This window comes from Bacillus sp. DNRA2 (genome assembly GCF_012843265.1).
Lineage (GTDB): Bacteria > Bacillota > Bacilli > Bacillales > Cytobacillaceae > Bacillus_BU.
Genome location: NZ_JABAIT010000001.1, coordinates 347873 through 366017 on the forward strand (window position 1 = coordinate 347873; position 18145 = coordinate 366017).

Consider the following 18145-nt stretch of genomic DNA (forward strand, 5'->3'; position numbering starts at 1 on the left):
TGTGCATAAGTGAGGGATTTCGTGCATAAATGAGGTTTGGTGTTCATATCCTACAGTTTGTGTGCATATCTTATGGGTTCCCTTCAAAAGCTGTGCATATATTTGAAAAGTCGTGCATATATCAAAAAAGTTGTATCATAAAATTTTTTAAATGAAGCATATTCACAATTTCATGTGCATATCACTGTTTTGTTGTGCATATTATTTCTCTCGGACACACTGAAATTGCTCAAATTATGTATTTTTAAAAGAAAATGACCTATTTTTTTATAAAACCCGCAACATTTTACCGAAATGTACTGAGATTCCCCAAAATCTTTCATTTTTCCTTTAAAAATCAAGCAAACCATTCGTAACCTCAACAAATTCCCACCAAAACTTGACCATCCCAAAATTATTTGTTCAAATTATTGGTATGTACACTACATCACATCAGTTTGGAGAGAGGCTACAATGGAACATAAGCTTTATTATGAAGATCCTTATCGAAAATCCTTTTCTGCAAAAATTTTAAGACAAGCACAAGATGATGACGGACAATGGTACGTTATATTAAATCAAACAGCCTTTTATCCGACTGGCGGCGGGCAGCCACATGATACAGGAACATTAAATGAAATAAAAGTTACCAATGTAGAAGAAATCAATGGAGAAATTCGCCATTACATAGAATCACCATTAGTAAACGAAAACTCTGAGCTTCATGGAAACATTGATTGGCCGCGGCGCTTTGATCATATGCAACAGCATGCGGGACAGCATATTCTGTCAGCAGCGTTTGAGGAATTATTTGTTTTTCCAACTATCAGTTTTCACCTGGGCGCTGAGGTGCTAACAATTGATCTTGAAACAGATCAATTAACGGAGGAGCAAGCGCAGCAAGCAGAGCAAAGGGCAAATGAAATCATATTGGAAAATCGTCCAATTCAACCAACTTGGGTGTCTCCTGAACAAGCTGCAAAATATCCGCTTCGAAAGCAACTATCTGTCACGGAGGATATCCGGCTCGTCATTATTCCAGATTACGATTACAACGGCTGCGGTGGAACCCATCCAAGTTCAACGGGACAAGTAGGGAGTTTGAAAATTCTTGATTGGGAGCGCCAGAAGAAGAAAATCCGCGTGCAATTTGTGTGCGGAAACCGAGTTTTGTCCCAGCTTTACCAAAAACAAAAAGTATTAAAATCGCTTGGACCCTTATTAAATGCACCTGAGGCGGACATGGTCAAGGCAACCCAAAAGCTTCTAGATGGTGCTAAGGAGAAGGACAAGGCGCTAGAGGAAGCAAGAGAAGCGTTGCTACAGTATGAGGCGCTTGAGCTAATACAAGGTGCATTACCAGAAAGAAAGGTAAGCTATAAGATTTTCCAAAATCGCACTATTCAAGAACTGCAAAAGCTAGGACGAGCCATTTCTGCCCAAGCACCAGATAATATGGCGATTTTGATTTCGGAAAGTCCGGAAAAAATGCAACTTGTTTGTGCTCGGGGGGAAAACGTGCAAATCAGCATGAAAAAATTAATAAGTGAACTGCTTCCACAAATTAATGGAAAAGGCGGCGGCAACGATCACCTAGCTCAAGGCGGTGGTGAGCCAACAATGTCTGGTCAACAGTTGCTCGATAAGGCACTAACGCTAATTGTATAGTTGCTATGCCAATACAAAAAGGGTCAATCGAATTTCGATTGACCCTTTACTGATTATGTATAAAGCAGCCGCCTTCCGCTTTTCGAGATGTCCAGCTCCAGGCGCCATCGGCTCGAGGTCATAAGCCAATCCGTCCAAAAGGTCAAAAAGCAACCTTTCGGCCGGGTCGTCTTATGCTTGTCGCCGATAAGCAGCCGCCTTCCGCTTTTCGAGATGTCTAGCTCCAGCGGCTAGGGGCTCGGGGTCACAAGCCAATCCGTCCGTAAGGGCAAAGTACGCCCTTCCAGCCGGCTCGTCTTGTGCCTGTCGCCCCTGTTCAAGCCGCTTCCGCTTTTCGATTAGTCCCCACCAAACATATCAAACAATCCCTTAGCGATGCTGCCTTCACCTTTTGAACCGCCATTGTGTGGTGCTGCTGCAAACACACGGCTTGCTAGACGGCTAAATGGAAGTGATTGAATCCAGACTGTACCAGGTCCTCTTAATGTTGCGAAGAATAAACCCTCACCGCCAAATAAAGCAGTCTTAACGCCGCTTACAAACTCGATATCATAGCTAACTGAGCTTGTGAAAGCAACTAAACAGCCAGTATCAACCTTGAGCATATCGCCTGCTGCCAGCTCTTTTTTAGTGATTGTTCCACCTGCGTGAACAAAAGCCAAGCCATCACCTTCAAGCTTTTGCATGATGAAACCCTCACCACCGAAGAAGCCAACGCCAACTTTCTTTTGAAACTCAATGCCAATCGAAACGCCTTTGGCTGCAGCTAAAAACGCATCCTTTTGACAAATAATTTTTCCTTCATGTTCACTTAAGTCCATTGGAATAATACTACCTGGATATGGGGAGGCAAATGAAACATGTTTTTTACCAGAGCCTTTGTTAGTGAATGTGGTCATAAATAAACTTTCACCAGTTACAAGTCGTTTACCAGCACTGAACAGCTTACCCATTAGGCCGCTGCCACCATCCCTGCCTGAGCCATCGCCAAAAATGGTTTCCATTTGAATGTCGCCATCCATCATCATAAAGCTTCCTGCTTCAGCAATTACTGTTTCCTCTGGATCTAATTCCACTTCAACGAACTGCATGTCATCGCCATAAATTTTGTAATCGATTTCGTGATTGTTCATTGTTACCCCTCCTAGCATTTTTGTCAATGGTGCTTATAAAATTAAACTATGTATGATTTCTAGTTATTATTATAGCGAATAATTAATAGAATTCCTAAGAATTATACATTCAACTAATAATCAATTATCGTTTCCGAAACCCTTCAGCACGTAGATATTCCTTGGCTTCTTCGTAGGAGCCGAACGATTCATCTAGATTTAATCCAGCATAAATATTCCAGATTCCGTCTTCATCAACGAGGATTAGGGTATGATTTTCAGCATCAACCCAGCGTTCTTCAAATGCATCACCGATAATGGCTTCTTCTGTCACTGGTCTTGGCGAAAGAGCTTGAATCGACTCTTGAATGATTGAATGAAGCTCATTTTTGGAAAAATCACGGATATTCACTAAACCCTTCTCATCAGTATCATATTCGCTTTCACTGCCAACATAAACAAAGCCATTTCCGTTTGGATGAAGATGATAAACCACATTTTTCTTTTCGGTTATACTTTCGTCATATTGAAAATTAACCCGACCAAGCGAGACATTTTTTCGCTTCAGTTCAGGGAATGCTTCGATAACGGCTAATTTTTCTTCGAAACTTAACATAGGACCTCCATTGATTCGTTATTTGCAGAGTTGACTGTTTTCTTCATTCATAATTCAACTCCAACACTCAGTTCAATTTTAACATTTGCTAAGATAATTCCTTGATATCATAAGGTTCGATATGGACAAGCACATATGTGTTTTTATGCTCAATCATCATTTTCCTTTCGATATCTTCGGTAATTTTGTGGCTTTCAATGACATTTAAGAGCGGATTAACCAGGATTGTTGTATCGACATATACTTTATTGCCGTGTTCACGGGCTTTAATATCTTTAACCTCCATTACGCCTGACGTTGAGGCAACTGTTTGGCGTAACAAGGCAAGCCGGTTTTGGTCGAAACCGTCTGTAAGCAAGGTAGATGCTTCGTGAAAAATCGATAAAGCGGTTTTGATAATCACGATGCCGACAATCACAGCGGTTAAACTGTCAAGCCAAGGGGCGCCAAGCTTCGCACCAACGATTCCAATAAATGCGCCAATGCTAACTAGTGCATCTGATTTACTGTCCTGTGCTGCAGCCATGAGCGAAGAACTATTCAGTTTTTTAGCCAAATTACTGTTGTAAACATAAACAAATAAAAGCACTAATGCACCAAATAGTGCAGTCCAGGATGTAAGCATATCTGGATTTGAATATTCAGAGGAAATAAATGATTTACCTGCATTAAAGATGATTTGTACGCCCACAGCTGTCATGACGAGAGCAGCAATTAACGTTGAAATTGATTCTGCCCGATAATGACCATAAAGGTGATTTTCATCCGCAGGCTTACGGGATATCCTCAAGCCAATTAATACTGCCACGGATACTACGACATCGGTTGAATTGTTTAATCCATCGGCTTGCAACGCTTCTGAGTTTCCAACATAGCCTACTGTTAGTTTTAGGACTGATAGTAAAATATAGACAATGATACTAAGCCATGCTCCAGTCTCAGCCTTTTTAATTTCTTGCGATCTTTCCATCTTTCGACACCCCAATTTGAACTATTCAACTTTACCATAACAAACCCTGCTCATGTGGGTCTAGAGAAAAATAGTAGGATTAGCGCAGTTTATTTGACCTTCTCATAAAATGTTGTCATAATCCAAAATAGTTTCACGCGTGACAAACAAGGACAAAAATCGACTTTCAAGTCTATATTAAAATAGTCAGAAACGTGGCTGCCTAAGTCGATAATTTTTAGTATCGTCTTTTTCAATTTTTTCATTACAAAAGACAAATATAAACTTCAAAGATGATATTCGCTTAAGAGGGGCGCATCGCTTGTAGTGGGTGGCCTGAGGAAGCCTTTGAAGGGGGGAGTGATGGTTACGGAAAACTATATTCGACTGATTGAGGAGGAACTGCTTCCTCATATTACCTTAAAGGCTGACGATCTATTCGAACCGATTAAAGTGACAAATCGGAGTGATTCGTGGAAACTACTAGGGAATGGAAACTATGCTGCTGTTTTTTATCATAAAAGCAAACCAGACCTAGTTGTCAAAGTTTATGGGCGCAATCATCACGAATTAGCTAAAGAGGTTGAGGTTTACAATAAAATTGGTAAGCATCAAGCTTTTTCTCAGCTGCTTGCCCACAGTGATCAATATCTTGTTTTAAAGCGGCTCAATGGAATTACTTTATTTAATGCAGTCATTAAAGGGGTGCAAATTCCTAATTCAGTAATCAATGACATTGATGCTGCGCTTGAATATGCTAAATCCGTGGGGCTTAATCCATATGATGTTCACGGAAAAAATGTGGTGATGAACGGTACAAAAGGGTTTGTCGTAGATATTTCTGATTTTTATAAAACAGGTTATTGCAGCAAATGGGACGATTTGAAAAAGGCCTATAAATGGATTTATAAGCCGCTGCTTTATCGTTTCCATCCACCAATTCCATTTGTGATCTTGGATAGCGTAAGAAAGGGATATCGAAAACTCAAGCAGATGAGGTCATTATGGGGAAAATATTATTTAAACAAAGAAACCAAAATGTAACAAAGAAATGAATGAACATCAAGGAGGAAGCACAATGATTCGTTTTGGAGTAATCGGAACAAACTGGATTACGGACTCATTTATCGAAGGAGCCAGTAAACATCCAGATTTTCAACTAACTGCGGTGTATTCGCGCTCTTTGGACACTGCGAAAAGCTTTGTTGAAAAGCATCAAGCAAATATCACGATTTTTACTAATCTCATTGAAATGGCTCAAAGTAATGAGCTTGATGCGGTTTATATAGCCAGCCCAAACGCTTTTCATGCACGTCAGGCAATCGTTTTAATAGAGCACGGCAAGCATGTGCTGTGTGAAAAATCAATTGCGTCCAATAAGGCGGAACTTGAAGCAATGATTAGTGCAGCACGAAAGCAACAGGTTGTCTTAATGGAGGCTGTAAAATCAACACTAACTCCAAATTTTCAAACAGTGATGGCCCATCTCGATAAAATTGGAACGGTGCGAAGCTATTTTGCAAGCTATTGCCAATATTCATCCCGGTATGATGCCTATAAGCAAGGTAATATTTTAAATGCATTTAAACCTGAATTTTCAAATGGGGCTATCATGGATATCGGAATTTATTGTATTTATCCCTTGGTCGTTTTATTTGGAGCACCAGAATCGATAGAGGCGAAGGGTATCATACTTGAATCAGGTGTTGATGGGAAAGGCAGTATCATTTTGAAATATAAAGACATGGATGCCGTTGTCATGTTTTCAAAAATCAGTAATTCAGCCTTACCCGCTGAGATTCAAGGGGAAGAGGGCAATTTATGGATAGATAAAATACATACTCCTGAGCGGGTAGAACTACGTATTCGTAATGGGAAAACAGTGGATCTCTCGGAGATGCAAAAGCAAGAGACAATGTACTATGAAGCTAAGGAATTTATTGAATTGATTCAGCATGGAAAGCAAGAGTCCAGTATCAATTCCTTAACAAACTCATTAATTGTGATGGACATCCTTGATGAAGCTCGAAAGCAAATGGGAGTTGTTTTTCCTGCAGATCATAATCCTATTACAACACTATAAACATAAAAACGGCTGTCACTCATGATGACAGCCGTTTTTTATGTTTAGTTTTTCACCGGTAATTTCGCTATTTCGCGAGCTGCCTCAGCTGCTTTTTCTTTAGCGTTAGCCATGATTTGTGGAATTTCTTTCGGGAAGTGGTCTAGTCCTTCAGCAAATACAGTTTCCTGAACATCCATTCCTAAGAAGCCAAGTGCTGATTTAAGGAAACGATCGCCGAACTCAAGTGGCTCCATGCGTCCGTGTGAATAAATGCCACCACGTGTTTGGATATGAATTGCCTTTTTATCAGTTAATAAGCCAAGTGCGCCTTCTTTTGTATAAGTGAATGTTTTACCAGCTACGAATAAGCAATCTAAGAATGCTTTTAAAATTGCTGGAGAACCAAGGTTCCAAATTGGTGAAACAAATACATAGTAGTCAAAAGTAATGAATTCATCTGCTAGTGCCCACATTTTTGTGATTTGTGAACGTTCATTTTCAGATAAATCCTCCATTTTATATCCCATAAATGATAGTTTTGCGCGAGCATATAATAAGTCCTCATCCATGACTGGAAGGTCCATGCTATATAAATCCCATCTCACGATTTCAACATCTGGCTGTTCTTCACGGAAAGAATCAAGAAATACTTCTCCGATTTGGCGTCCTTTAGATTTTTCTATTTCTTTTTTGGGATTTACGGTAACGTATAGTAGTCTAGCCATGTTTAGCAACCCATCCTTTAATAAATATAGTTTTCTCTTTATTATCATATAAAAAAAGGAAATGTTGATTAATGAACAAGTCGTGAAGTTCATGAATATTATGTGTCTTTACACACTTTATTATGAAGATATAAGGGCATAACTCACAAAATTCATAAATATGCTAAATTTTCAGAATGGAGAGGAAAAATAAGGCATTATAATTAAATTGAAAAAAGACGAAGAAAGCTGGTGATAAAATAATGAAGCCCTCATTAACTGAGACGAAATTGTTATTGTACACCATTCTATCAGTTTTAATTTTAATATCCATCTATGTATTTCGCCCTCAATTAACTTCAATTTATAATCCAGCAAATTTTTTAAGCTTCCATATGATTTTAGAATTCTTTGCGATTGCGATTTCTTTTTCAATTTTCCTATACGGCTGGAAGAAGTATAAACAAACGAGGTCGGGTAAATTATTGCTTGTTTCCTTAGTGTTTTTTACTATTGGAATGATTGATTTGGCTCACACATTAACTTTTAAAGGAATGCCAGTATTTATTAATGAAAGCTCGGTTGCAAAAGCGACTTGGTTTTGGGTGATTTCGAGAACGATTGAGGCCACTTCAATGTTGATTATTCTTTTGCTCCCAGAACGGATTATGTCGCGAGATCCACGGAACTTGTTGTTGGCTTTAAGCATGGCGGTAGTTACCTTGATTGTCTATATTGTCTTCCGATATGAACTAAGTTTACCCCTCTTAGTGGTAGAAGGTGAAGGAACGACATTTCTAAAAAACTCGATAGAATATTTTGTTTGTTTTCTGAGGATTGTTTCGATTGTGGTTGCTTTGTTATTTTACAACGATAAGAAAAATCAGGATTATCTCTATTTTGCACTTGCTTTTACAAATTTATTTTTATCAGAATTAATCTTTACGATTTACCAAAGTGTGTATGATATCGATAATTTTTCAGGTCATGTATTTAAGGTTATGGGTTATTTCTTTATATTAAAAGCTTTTTATTTCTCGATTGAAAAAGCCACTTTATCAGAAAAGCATTTTCAAAAGAACAGTATTGATTTGCAAAAGCTTGTCCATGATTATCAAGGTGTTTTTTTTACATATTCGAAGATAGGCGATCGTTTCGTTCATACCTCCTGTGATGGTGAGCTATTATCTGAACTTGGCTTCACCCCTGATAATATCGTCGGAAATACGATGTGTGAGATTTTTCCGGCAAAGGCGGAAAAAATCAATACTTTTTACCGACATTGTTGGGAAAAGGAAGCGGCGGTAAGCTTTAAAATCTCAGTCAGGAATAAGTGGTTGGTTTTTAAGCTGAAGCCGATTTTCCAGAATGATAAAGTCATTCAAGTACTTGGAACAGCAATTGATGTAACCGAATGTGTTGAAACAGATAAAAAGATTTCGCACTATTCAGCTTACATGTGTGATACTAAAATGCAAAAGGACCCATGACTATAGGATCATGAGTCCTTTTAATTTAAGGAAACGTTCTTAGACCCTATGCATCATCTGATTTGTCATTTTGGCTTTTATTACGCTTATTGCCTTTGCTGTTGTCACCACTGGTGATTTCTTGTGCAAATTCGATTTGACCAGTTCTTGGATTGTTTTGATTTTTACTGCCGTTATTGTATTTTTTAGTCATTTAACTTACTCCTTTGTGAAAAGATTCATGGATAGTATGCCAAGCAGTAAAGCTTGTTATGTAAAGAAGATGTCAATGAGATTTAACGTCTGCGTCCCAATAGGGTATGCTTCTATTATCATCTATAGTGTTGAAAGGAGGTTTAACTAATGGGAAAAACAGCTTTAATTGCAGGGGCAAGCGGTTTGGTCGGAGGTGAATTATTAAAGGTACTCCTTTCAGGTTCACAATATCAACATGTAATCGCACTGGTTCGTAGGCCCTTAGAAGTACAGCATACCAAGTTAGAGGAACGAATCATTGATTTCGAGGATTTAGAGGAGCTAGAGGGATTACAAACCATTGATGATGTGTTTTGCTGCTTGGGAACTACAATTAAGAAGGCGAAAACCCAAGAGGTGATGACGCGAATCGATGTCGATTATCCAATCAGCCTTGCTAATTTAGCAAAGTCACTCGGGGCGAAGCAATATTTTGTAATCAGTTCTATGGGTGCTGATGCCAAATCAAATATTTATTATTCAAGGATAAAGGGGCTCATGGAAATTGCTTTGAAGGGGATTGGCTTTCAAACATTGGGAATATTTCGTCCCTCATTACTTTTAGGAAATCGGAAGGAGTTTCGGTTTGGTGAAGCAGCAGCAACAGTAATGATGCCAGTCCTATCAATGATGATGGTGGGGCCATTAAAGAAATATCGGGCAATCTATGGAAGTGAGGTTGCGAGGGCGATGTATATGGTAGCACAATCGGGACAAATTGGTGTGAACATTTATTTATCAGACGAAATCAAAAAAATGGCGGGGAGTTAATCCCCGCCAACTTCTTGCAATGTCCATTCGTTAAGGAAGTCTGCCGTTTTTTCATTTGGCAAGGACGTCACTTCTTTCGGTGTACCGCTTTGTTCAATTTGGCCATTGATGAGAATAAGCAGTTTTGATGTTAAGTATTTCACTTCAAGCATGTCATGGCTAATAAAAACAGATGTGGTATTGGTTGATTCTAATATTTGCTTGAGATCCTTTAACAGTTTGATTTTTGTCGGAAAATCAAGCGCCGAAAAGGGCTCATCCAAAAATAATACCTCAGGCTCCAATACGAACGCTCTCGCTAAATTTACGCGCTGTGCTTCCCCACCTGATAGGCGTGAAGCATGCTTATTAGCTAAGTGGGAAATGTGGAATTTTTCAAGCCAAAAATGTACTTTTTCCTCAATTAGGCTTTTCTTCATGTTTCTCAGCTTCAAGCCAATGGCTACATTTTGATAAACAGACATATTTAATAAGAGCGATTGCTGAAAGGCCACGGCAAATTTACGTCTTTTTTCAAGTGAAAGCGATTGAGCGCAAACCTCTTCACCACGGTAAAGAACTGCCCCTGAATCAGGTGACTCTAATAAGGCCATCAGTTTAACCAAGGTACTTTTGCCGGCTCCGTTTGGACCCATAATGCCGACAACCTGACCGCTATCGAGTTTAAGTTCAGCGATATTGAGAATGGTTTGTCCACTCCGTGAATAGATAATGTTTTGTAATTGGAGTAGAGGCATCATGAATATCGCGTCCTTTGCTGTAAGAAGGTTAATAGAAATGTAATGAAAAAGGCCAGTGACATTAATATAAATGATAGGGCGATTGCTACATCAAAGTTCCCTTTGGACACTTCCATGACAATCGAGGTAGTTAAGATTCTTGTATCCCCAGAAATATTTCCACCAACCATCATTGCTGCACCAACCTCAGCTAATACACGACCTAACCCGGCCATGATGGCTGCAAAAATGGCAATTTTCGTTTCCTTTAGGAGCAGCCAAACCATTTGTGCCTTCGTTGCTCCTAAAGCCTTAATTTGCAGGCGAAGCTTTGGGTCAATTTGCTGAAAAGCGGTTGAGGTTAATCCGGTAATAATCGGTAATGACACGAGTATTTGCGCCAACACAATTGCAGTGGGTGAATACAGTAATGATAAATCACCTAGTGGTCCGGACCGCCATAAGAGCATTGTGATGGTTAAGCCAGCGACAACTGGAGGGAGCCCCATGCCGATATTAATGAGAACAAGGAAAAATTTTTTGCCAGGGAAATTGGTTAATCCCAGAAATACACCTAAGGGAATTCCGACGATCATGCTGAAAAATATTGCCGTAAAACAAACCCGTAATGTTAACAAGGTGATAGCGAAAATTTCGCTATCACCTGTCATAATCATTTCAATTGCTTTTAAAAATCCATCCTTCAGTAGATCCATTTGTTCGTCCGCATCCTTTTTGGAAAAAAATTTTGCGAAACCTGGGAGTACAGCTTACTCTGTGTATTTGAAGAATAGAGGCTCACCGTATTCTTTTTCACCAAATTCAGCAATAATTTTTTGTGTTTTTTCACTTACCATAAATTCTACAAAAGCTTTTGCACTTTCGCTGTTAACTTTGTCGTGTTTTTCAGGGTTAACCTGCATTACGTGATAAATATTTAATAAGTCTTTGTCGCCTTCAACTATAATCGAAAAATCACCAAGGTTTTTCTGCTGAGCTAAGAAGGTTGCGCGGTCAGTTAATACATAACCGCCTTTTTCGGCACCGATTTGTAAAGTTTGACCCATTCCTTGTCCTGCAGAAACGTAAGAAGCAAGGGTTTTAGGATCTACACCTGCAGATGTCCAAATCTCTAATTCTTTCTTGTGCGTACCAGAATCGTCACCACGAGAAATGAAAGTTGCTTTTGAATCGTACATCTTTTTGAATGCATCGATTGTATTTAAGCCTTTAATACCAGCTGGGTCAGCTTTTGGACCAACCACGATAAAATCATTATACATAACGCGTTTGTAATTGATAGCATCGCCACTGTCAACAAGGGCTTGCTCAGATTTGGGAGCATGAGTTAAAAGCGCATCTGCTTCACCCTTAGTTCCCATTTCTAATGCTTGTCCAGTACCAACCGCGATTGTTTTCACATGTACATTTGCTTCTTTTTCAAATTCAGGAATTAACACGTCAAGCAAGCCGCTATCCTGCGTACTTGTTGTTGTTGCTAAAATCATATCTTTTGGTTCAGCTTTTTGCTCTGTCTTTGTTTCCTCTTTTGTGTCTTTTTTAGTGTCGTTTGCTTGTCCACAACCGAACAGTACAAACATTAATAAAAATACAATGCTTGTTAATTGTAAAAATCTCAATTTCATGTTGTCATAGCCCCCAGAATTATTGTTTAGTGTAAATGATTTTGCCTAGTTCTGAAAAATCATAGCCATCCAATTCCTTAGTACTTTCAATAAAATCCGGTGATTGGATGAGGGTGATTAAAGCCTGAAGTGCATCCTTATTCTCCTCGTTCCAACGGAAAACAAGATCGAATTGTTCATTTGTTACTGGGATAAAATCTAAATCAAGCTGGATTGCAGCCGTACTAATTCCGAATGCAACATCTCCTGCACCTCGACTGATTGCTGAAGCGGTAGAAAGATGAGTCCATTCTTCTTTTTCATATCCGCTGATATCGCCAGGCGCAATCGCTAATTGTGATAAATAATTATCAAGAATAAATCTTGTTCCAGAGCCTTTTTGACGATTAATAAACGTTACATCTTTGCGAATCAAATCTTTAAAGTCAAGAATCTTCTTAGGGTTACCCTTTTTCACAATAAAACCTTGCTCCCTGGCTGCTAATCGCATGACCGTAATGGGTTCATGGATAAATAGCTGCTTAATAAACGGGATATTATAGGTTTTTGTAACGGGGTCTAGCAAGTGAATTGCGGCAACGTCAGAATCACCGTGATAAAGCGCCATTAGCCCTTCTAAACTTCCAATAAATGCTGGTTGTAGAGATACTGAAGTGATCGTTTTACTGGCAACTTTAAGCAAGTGTTCAATCACAAAATCATGACTCCCAGTTATTTTTACCGTAAATTGGAGAGCTGGTTTGACTTCTGGAGTTGCTTTCTCATATTTTGGAACAGCAGTCATGCTTTCTTTAAATCGATTCACTTCTGCTTCTTCAATACGCATTTTGTTGCCAACCTTAAATGCCCTTAATTCACCTCTCTTTATTAATTCATAGACAGTATGCTTGGAAATTTTAAAGATTGATGCAATCTCATCTGGTGTATACGTTTCTCCGTTCACGTTGAATCCTCCTGGCTCGTCCACATTTATTAGTATATATATCCAATTGTGTTTTTAGTATGATTTTTGTCACGTTTAGTTTAGTTTTGTTTAGTTTCATTTAGTTTTAATGTGATTCGTACTTTTTCGTAAGAAAAAATGGTTATAAAAAAACTGAAACAAAACGATTATTACTTACGTCTATTATATAGAAAAATTTTTCCGTGTTGTGATTTTCGTCTAGAAAAAATATAATGAAAGAATGGTTTAGAAATTGTTTGATCAAAGTAGGGGAATAAATATGTCTTCCAATCAAAAAACTGCACCGAGACTTGATTATGGTCTTGTTTTAATATTGTTCTTATTATTTTTGTCCAGTTGTGTGGCAATCTATAGTGCTCAAGGTCAATATGAGGGGAATTATTTACTGAAACAAATTTTTTGGTATGTTGTCGGCTCGGGTATTATTGCCGCTGTGATTACCTTGGACTCGGATCAGCTTAAGAAAATTTCCTGGTACGTGTATGGACTGGGTTTAGCTGTACAAGCCTTTTTAATTGTAGCACCTAGCAGTATAGCACCAGTTATTAACGGCTCGAAAAACTGGTATAAACTGCCTTTCGGTTTAGGGACAATTCAGCCTTCGGAGTTTGTAAAAGTCTTTCTTATTTTAGCCTTAGCAAGAGTAATTATCGAGCATCACCAAAAGAATCAGCATAAAACGCTGCAAACCGACCTTTGGCTCTTGGGTAAAATTGGACTTGTTACCTTTGCGCCATTAGTTCTAGTTATTAAAGAAGACCTTGGGACATCGCTTGTATTTATTGCGATTATGCTGGGGATGTTGTTTATTTCAGGGGTAAGTTGGAAGTTGTTAGTTCCAATTTTTTCATCGGGGATTATATTAGTTTCAAGTCTAATATATCTCGTGCTGGCCAAACCAGAACTGCTTGAAAAAACGCTAGGTGTCGAACAATATCAATTTAATCGGATATACTCCTGGATTGACCCTTATAATTTTCAGGATTCGCACGGTTATCAATTAACGCAATCGCTTTTGGCAATCGGCAGCGGGGAAACAGTTGGAAAGGGTTATGGAAACGGAGAGGTTTATATGCCAGAGGGGCAAACTGACTTCATTTTTGCCGTTGTTGGCGAACAGTTTGGCTTCGTTGGCGCAAGTGTTTTGGTTAGTCTATTCTTTTTATTGCTTTATCATATTACCAGAATTGGGATGGAGACGAAGAATGATTTTTATACGTTTATTTGTGTAGGAGTCATCAGTATGATTACCTTCCATGTATTCCAAAATATCGGTATGACGATTGGCTTATTGCCGATTACAGGGATTCCACTTCCGTTTGTAAGTTACGGAGGGAGTTCGTTAATGGGGAATATGATGGCGATTGGCTTAATATTTTCAATTCGCTATCATTATAAAAAATATATGTTTTCAACAAATGATTAAAGTGGGAGTGCTGTACTCCCACTTTTTTAAATGTTAAGCAACTGATTTCAACCGAACTCAGATGTAAATTCAGTATTCAACGGTTATTCAATTACTCCTGCATCAATAATTTCGACATTGCTCTTTATGTTTACTTTTACATTTTGATAATTTTGTTCCCATTTTTTAAAATTAAATTTTCTTGTTTGCGATTTGGCATAATGCCCAAGCCCCAACGGATCAATTCCTTTTTCTTGAAACTGGTTAATTAATTTTAGACATTCTTTATTTACCAATTTTTCTAAATTATTTTCAATTAATTTGATCGCTTTTGGAGATAGTTTATTACCTGAATACTCGCGAATCTGACCCTTAATTTTAATATGGATGGTAATTTTATTTGGGTCTTTATTTGATATATCAAAGCGGTGATTCGACCTAATACTTCGAACAGCTGCTTCCTCGCCATTGACTTTTACTTTATAAGTTCCTTCACTGTATTTATCTGCCAGAAGTTTAAAGAAAAACATTTTACTTGTGGGAAGGGTTGTAATAAGCTTGTCTTTTTTAAATAAACATAATCCATTTATTACCATTCGATCCTTGCCAATCCGTTTGACCAATGGAAGAAAGGGATCCTTTCCTTGTTGAAAAAAGTCAAAAATAAACAAATGTAAATTGGTTTGTGGTAAATCGCGCGACACGATATTTTGCTTCATTAAATTTGAAATATAAGTTGCATTGCCGCTTGTGCCATAATTATGCGTTAGTAAATCGTTAGCTTTTCCATCAACGACAATTAAGTATAATCGTTCACCAATTGTCGCATCACGTTGCATAGCATCGATAAGGTCGATAATTCCTCTTCGCGCTAACGTATCCCCAAAAAGGACTACCTCCAAGCTTCCAGATACTAATGGATCAGCTATTTGACGTTGCATCTCGATTATCAGCTCACGATTCATAGCTGAAATGGCTTGATAGGTTACATTTTTGATTGACTTATCAGGTTGGTAATTGGGAACTAAGGCAGTCCCTAATATTTGACCTTCCTTATAAAAATCAAAGCTGATCCCACTTTCAAGGCTAACATCATCTAATATTTCCTTTTGTACGCCGCAACCCGATATAAAAACTATGAGGAAAATCAATATGATCCATCTTCTAACCATTTTGCTTCACCTTTTTAACAATCATGACTGTTGCAAATAAGCAAGGGATGTATAGCATGTTGATAATAAAACTAGACATTCCAAAAAAATCAGAAAGTCGCGTAATTTCAAGTCTGGTTGAAACCATGCTCGATGCGATTAAGCAAACAAGCGAGGTAATAATGACTCCTTTGCGCTGTCTTAACTTGAAAATTTGCTTCATAAGGCGGCTTGCAATCCAAAGCGAGACACATACATTTGGCAATATGATTAAATTCCAATTGGCAATACCAATGTATTCAAAACGTTCAACAAAGGGCATCTCAACAATCTTCCAAATGTTCAAGGTTGGCCAAATCGTTTCCTGAAGTTGCTTTTCCGAAAAAAACGAAAAAGTTACTAGAGCCAGCACGGTGTAGATAATGGTTGTCGTTAAGACAGATAGATGTGCCCATTTCTTTGATTTTTGTGGGTCTTTAATAAATGGATAAACAAATAACAGTGTTTCAAAGCCTGTGTAAGTAAGGGACATATGATAAAAAGCCTTGATTAACTCTTTGAATGAATGATCCATAATCGGTTGGATGTTACTAATGTCAGAGTAAGGTACTGCATAGCCAAAAATAAATATTAAATAAACAGGAAGGATGGTCCCAAAAAAAGCGATTCCAGTCACAGTGCGAAAACCACCGAACACGATATAAATACAAAGGGCAAAAAACGCAAACGAAAACCAGAAAACGCTAATATCAGGAAACATCCACACCTGGATTACTTCCAAAAAAGACCGAAGCACGGTCGTTGCATAGAGGCAAAAATACAGAATGAAGATCATGCTAAATATCTTTCCGAGTTTTTCTCCGAAAACATATTGATGAACATCAACGATATCTCCATTAACTGTTTCAAGGATTTTATACATCATCCATAAAAGGATGTGGATCGTTAAGCCCGCAGCAATAACGGCTATCCATGAATCGTATCCGGCATCTTTGGCAATCGTTCGTTGATAGCCAAGAATGCCAATACCAATTTGCATACCGATAATCAGGTAATAGGTTAGAAAAGGGGATATTTTATTATTTTCAGCGATTGGTTGCGTCAAGCGATATCCCTCCGGAAAGTACAGCTTTACAATTTTTCATTCATCAATATCCTTCTTTTTTAGAGCCTTATTTTTGGAAAATCGTTCTGTATTCTCAGTTCGTAAATAACTAGGCCTTAATGAAAGCCGACTAAAAGGTAACCGAAGATACGCATCCCTCATATCAGCCAGTCGCGGTGGAAAGCTCGGTTCTAGGAACGGTCGACCTAAAGAGGTCAACCTTATTAAATGGACCAATAAAATACAGAAGCAGTAAACAATTCCTAATAATCCCCATAGCTCGGCAAAAATCAAAAACGGGAATCGTAAGAGCCGGATCGCATTACCCATTTTATAGACCGGTGTTGTGAAGGATGCGAGTGCTGACAACGCTACGATGATTAACAGAACATTACTTGTAAGCCCTGCTTCAACCGAGGCTGTTCCAATCACGATCCCGCCAACGATACCAATTGTTTGACCAACCTTCGTCGGTAGTCGGGCTCCGGCCTCACGTAACAACTCAATTGTCAGCTCTAAAAATAATGCTTCAAGTATCGGCGGTAACGGAATTAAGCGCCGTGATGACACAAGAGTAATTAATAAATCCTTTGGGATAAGCTCATAGTGATAATTCAGCGTTGCTACATAAATTGGTGTGATTAAAATTGAAAATGCAACCGCAAATAAGCGAATGAGCCGAAAGAACGATGCTAAAATCCAATTAAGAAAATAATCTTCAAACGAGCTAAAAAATTCAATTAAAGTTGTTGGAGCAATCAAAACCTGTGGAGAACCATCGACAGCTACTGCAATTTTGCCTTCGGCGAGAATAGCGGCAACGCGGTCAGGGCGCTCGGTATCCAATAGTTGAGGAAAGGGTGAATTGCCATTATCGGATATGAGCTGCACGATATACGAGCTATCAGTAATCAAATCGAACTCGATTTCTTTAATTCTTTGAGTAAGGGTATTTACATTTTCTTTATTTGCAATCCCCTCGATGTAAATCACTGCCACCTTTGTTTTTGACAACTTACCAACAGTATGTGGTTCAATGACTAATTCCTTTATCGGGACGCGTTTTCGAATTAAGTTGAGATTTTGCCCCAGCGATTCAACAAAAGATTCCTTTGGACCTAGTACACTGAACTCAACTTCGGGAGTAGTGATGCCTCGCACTATTTCCTTAGGAGCATGAATAAACGCAAATTTCTTTTCATTCCCGTTCAAAGTAAGCATCATATATCCGCTAAACAATTTTTCTTCGATTTGATTGATGTCGGATGAAAGTTCTACGATTCCAATTGGCAAAATCGCTTCTAAATCATCAAGGGACTGAAGCGGATTTTCCAGTAAAAAGGGGAGTACGCTAACTTGCAAAACTTTGCTATCAACTAGAGTCGAAAAAAAATTAAGCTGAAACGGGATTTTTGTTTGTTGATTGACAAAATGAAGCTGCTTGTAATCTTGTGATGCCTCGAACTGTTTCTCAATTTCTTTGCGATGATTTGGCTTTTTTGTAAACCAATTTATCATGTTTATCACCCTATTGGTTCTGTGTTTGTCTTATTATTTCCAGTTCAGG

Annotated in this window: 18 protein-coding genes; 6 read left to right on the forward strand and 12 right to left on the reverse strand. The window is 38.4% G+C overall.

The window, feature by feature from the left end:
- The first annotated feature begins 453 nt into the window (after nt 1-453).
- Nucleotides 454-1647, forward strand: coding sequence for an alanyl-tRNA editing protein (locus HHO41_RS01610; protein WP_169095057.1), 1194 nt, complete (start codon nt 454-456; stop codon nt 1645-1647).
- 338 nt (nt 1648-1985) lie between these two features.
- Here HHO41_RS01610 and HHO41_RS01615 read toward each other — a convergent pair whose 3' ends face one another.
- The 3 genes from HHO41_RS01615 to HHO41_RS01625 form a co-directional block, all read right to left on the reverse strand.
- Nucleotides 1986-2780 (reverse strand): TIGR00266 family protein, encoded by a 795-nt coding sequence (locus tag HHO41_RS01615; protein ID WP_169095058.1) that lies wholly within the window; start codon nt 2778-2780, stop codon nt 1986-1988.
- Between the two features lie 124 nt (nt 2781-2904).
- Entirely contained in the window at nt 2905-3375 is a 471-nt protein-coding gene (locus tag HHO41_RS01620; protein WP_169095059.1) for a hypothetical protein, read from the reverse strand.
- 88 nt (nt 3376-3463) lie between these two features.
- Entirely contained in the window at nt 3464-4345 is an 882-nt protein-coding gene (locus HHO41_RS01625) for a cation diffusion facilitator family transporter (RefSeq protein ID WP_169095060.1), read from the reverse strand.
- A 342-nt stretch (nt 4346-4687) separates the two neighbouring features.
- On the opposite strand from HHO41_RS01625, the gene HHO41_RS01630 reads away from it, so the two are divergent.
- Entirely contained in the window at nt 4688-5368 is a 681-nt protein-coding gene (locus HHO41_RS01630) for a protein kinase family protein (protein WP_169095061.1), read from the forward strand.
- 34 nt (nt 5369-5402) lie between these two features.
- Nucleotides 5403-6407 (forward strand): Gfo/Idh/MocA family protein, encoded by a 1005-nt coding sequence (locus tag HHO41_RS01635; RefSeq protein WP_169095062.1) that lies wholly within the window; start codon nt 5403-5405, stop codon nt 6405-6407.
- 44 nt (nt 6408-6451) lie between these two features.
- Here the strand turns inward: HHO41_RS01635 and HHO41_RS01640 are convergent, their stop codons facing one another.
- Complete coding sequence (locus HHO41_RS01640) at nt 6452-7114, reverse strand: FMN-dependent NADH-azoreductase (protein WP_169095063.1); 663 nt, start codon at nt 7112-7114, stop codon at nt 6452-6454.
- A 242-nt stretch (nt 7115-7356) separates the two neighbouring features.
- Here HHO41_RS01640 and HHO41_RS01645 point away from each other — a divergent pair, with 242 nt between their 5' ends.
- A complete protein-coding gene (locus tag HHO41_RS01645; RefSeq protein ID WP_169095064.1) occupies nt 7357-8583 on the forward strand; it encodes a membrane-associated sensor domain-containing protein in 1227 nt (408 codons plus the stop codon).
- Between the two features lie 46 nt (nt 8584-8629).
- Here HHO41_RS01645 and HHO41_RS01650 read toward each other — a convergent pair whose 3' ends face one another.
- Complete coding sequence (locus HHO41_RS01650) at nt 8630-8776, reverse strand: hypothetical protein (RefSeq protein WP_169095065.1); 147 nt, start codon at nt 8774-8776, stop codon at nt 8630-8632.
- A gap of 149 nt (nt 8777-8925) precedes the next feature.
- Here HHO41_RS01650 and HHO41_RS01655 point away from each other — a divergent pair, with 149 nt between their 5' ends.
- Nucleotides 8926-9588, forward strand: coding sequence for an NAD(P)H-binding protein (locus HHO41_RS01655; RefSeq protein WP_169095066.1), 663 nt, complete (start codon nt 8926-8928; stop codon nt 9586-9588).
- Here HHO41_RS01655 and HHO41_RS01660 read toward each other — a convergent pair.
- From HHO41_RS01660 to HHO41_RS22275, 4 genes are read right to left on the reverse strand one after another with little or no spacing between them, the layout of a single operon-like run.
- Complete coding sequence (locus HHO41_RS01660; RefSeq protein WP_169095067.1) at nt 9585-10328, reverse strand: ABC transporter ATP-binding protein; 744 nt, start codon at nt 10326-10328, stop codon at nt 9585-9587. The genes HHO41_RS01655 and HHO41_RS01660 overlap by 4 nt on opposite strands.
- Nucleotides 10325-11023 carry an ABC transporter permease gene (locus HHO41_RS01665; protein WP_169095068.1) on the reverse strand — a complete coding sequence of 233 codons (699 nt, stop codon included), beginning with the start codon at nt 11021-11023 and terminating at the stop codon, nt 10325-10327. The genes HHO41_RS01660 and HHO41_RS01665 overlap by 4 nt, the downstream gene beginning before the upstream one ends.
- Before the next feature lie 54 nt (nt 11024-11077).
- Entirely contained in the window at nt 11078-11953 is an 876-nt protein-coding gene (locus HHO41_RS01670; protein ID WP_169095069.1) for an ABC transporter substrate-binding protein, read from the reverse strand.
- Nucleotides 11954-11972: 19 nt separating this feature from the next.
- A complete protein-coding gene (locus tag HHO41_RS22275; RefSeq protein ID WP_169095070.1) occupies nt 11973-12896 on the reverse strand; it encodes a substrate-binding domain-containing protein in 924 nt (307 codons plus the stop codon).
- Nucleotides 12897-13176: 280 nt separating this feature from the next.
- On the opposite strand from HHO41_RS22275, the gene HHO41_RS01680 reads away from it, so the two are divergent.
- The gene (locus tag HHO41_RS01680; protein ID WP_169095071.1) at nt 13177-14343 is read left to right on the forward strand and encodes an FtsW/RodA/SpoVE family cell cycle protein; all 1167 of its coding nucleotides are present in this window, start codon (nt 13177-13179) and stop codon (nt 14341-14343) included.
- 83 nt (nt 14344-14426) lie between these two features.
- On the opposite strand, the gene HHO41_RS01685 is transcribed toward HHO41_RS01680, so the two are convergent.
- From HHO41_RS01685 to HHO41_RS01695, 3 genes are read right to left on the reverse strand one after another with little or no spacing between them, the layout of a single operon-like run.
- Nucleotides 14427-15494 carry a Ger(x)C family spore germination protein gene (locus HHO41_RS01685; RefSeq protein ID WP_169095072.1) on the reverse strand — a complete coding sequence of 356 codons (1068 nt, stop codon included), beginning with the start codon at nt 15492-15494 and terminating at the stop codon, nt 14427-14429.
- On the reverse strand, nt 15487-16578 hold the full coding sequence (locus HHO41_RS01690; RefSeq protein ID WP_169095073.1) for a GerAB/ArcD/ProY family transporter: 1092 nt from the start codon (nt 16576-16578) through the stop codon (nt 15487-15489). The genes HHO41_RS01685 and HHO41_RS01690 overlap by 8 nt, the downstream gene beginning before the upstream one ends.
- Nucleotides 16579-16614: 36 nt before the next feature.
- Complete coding sequence (locus HHO41_RS01695; protein WP_169095074.1) at nt 16615-18096, reverse strand: spore germination protein; 1482 nt, start codon at nt 18094-18096, stop codon at nt 16615-16617.
- Nucleotides 18097-18145 lie beyond the last annotated feature (49 nt).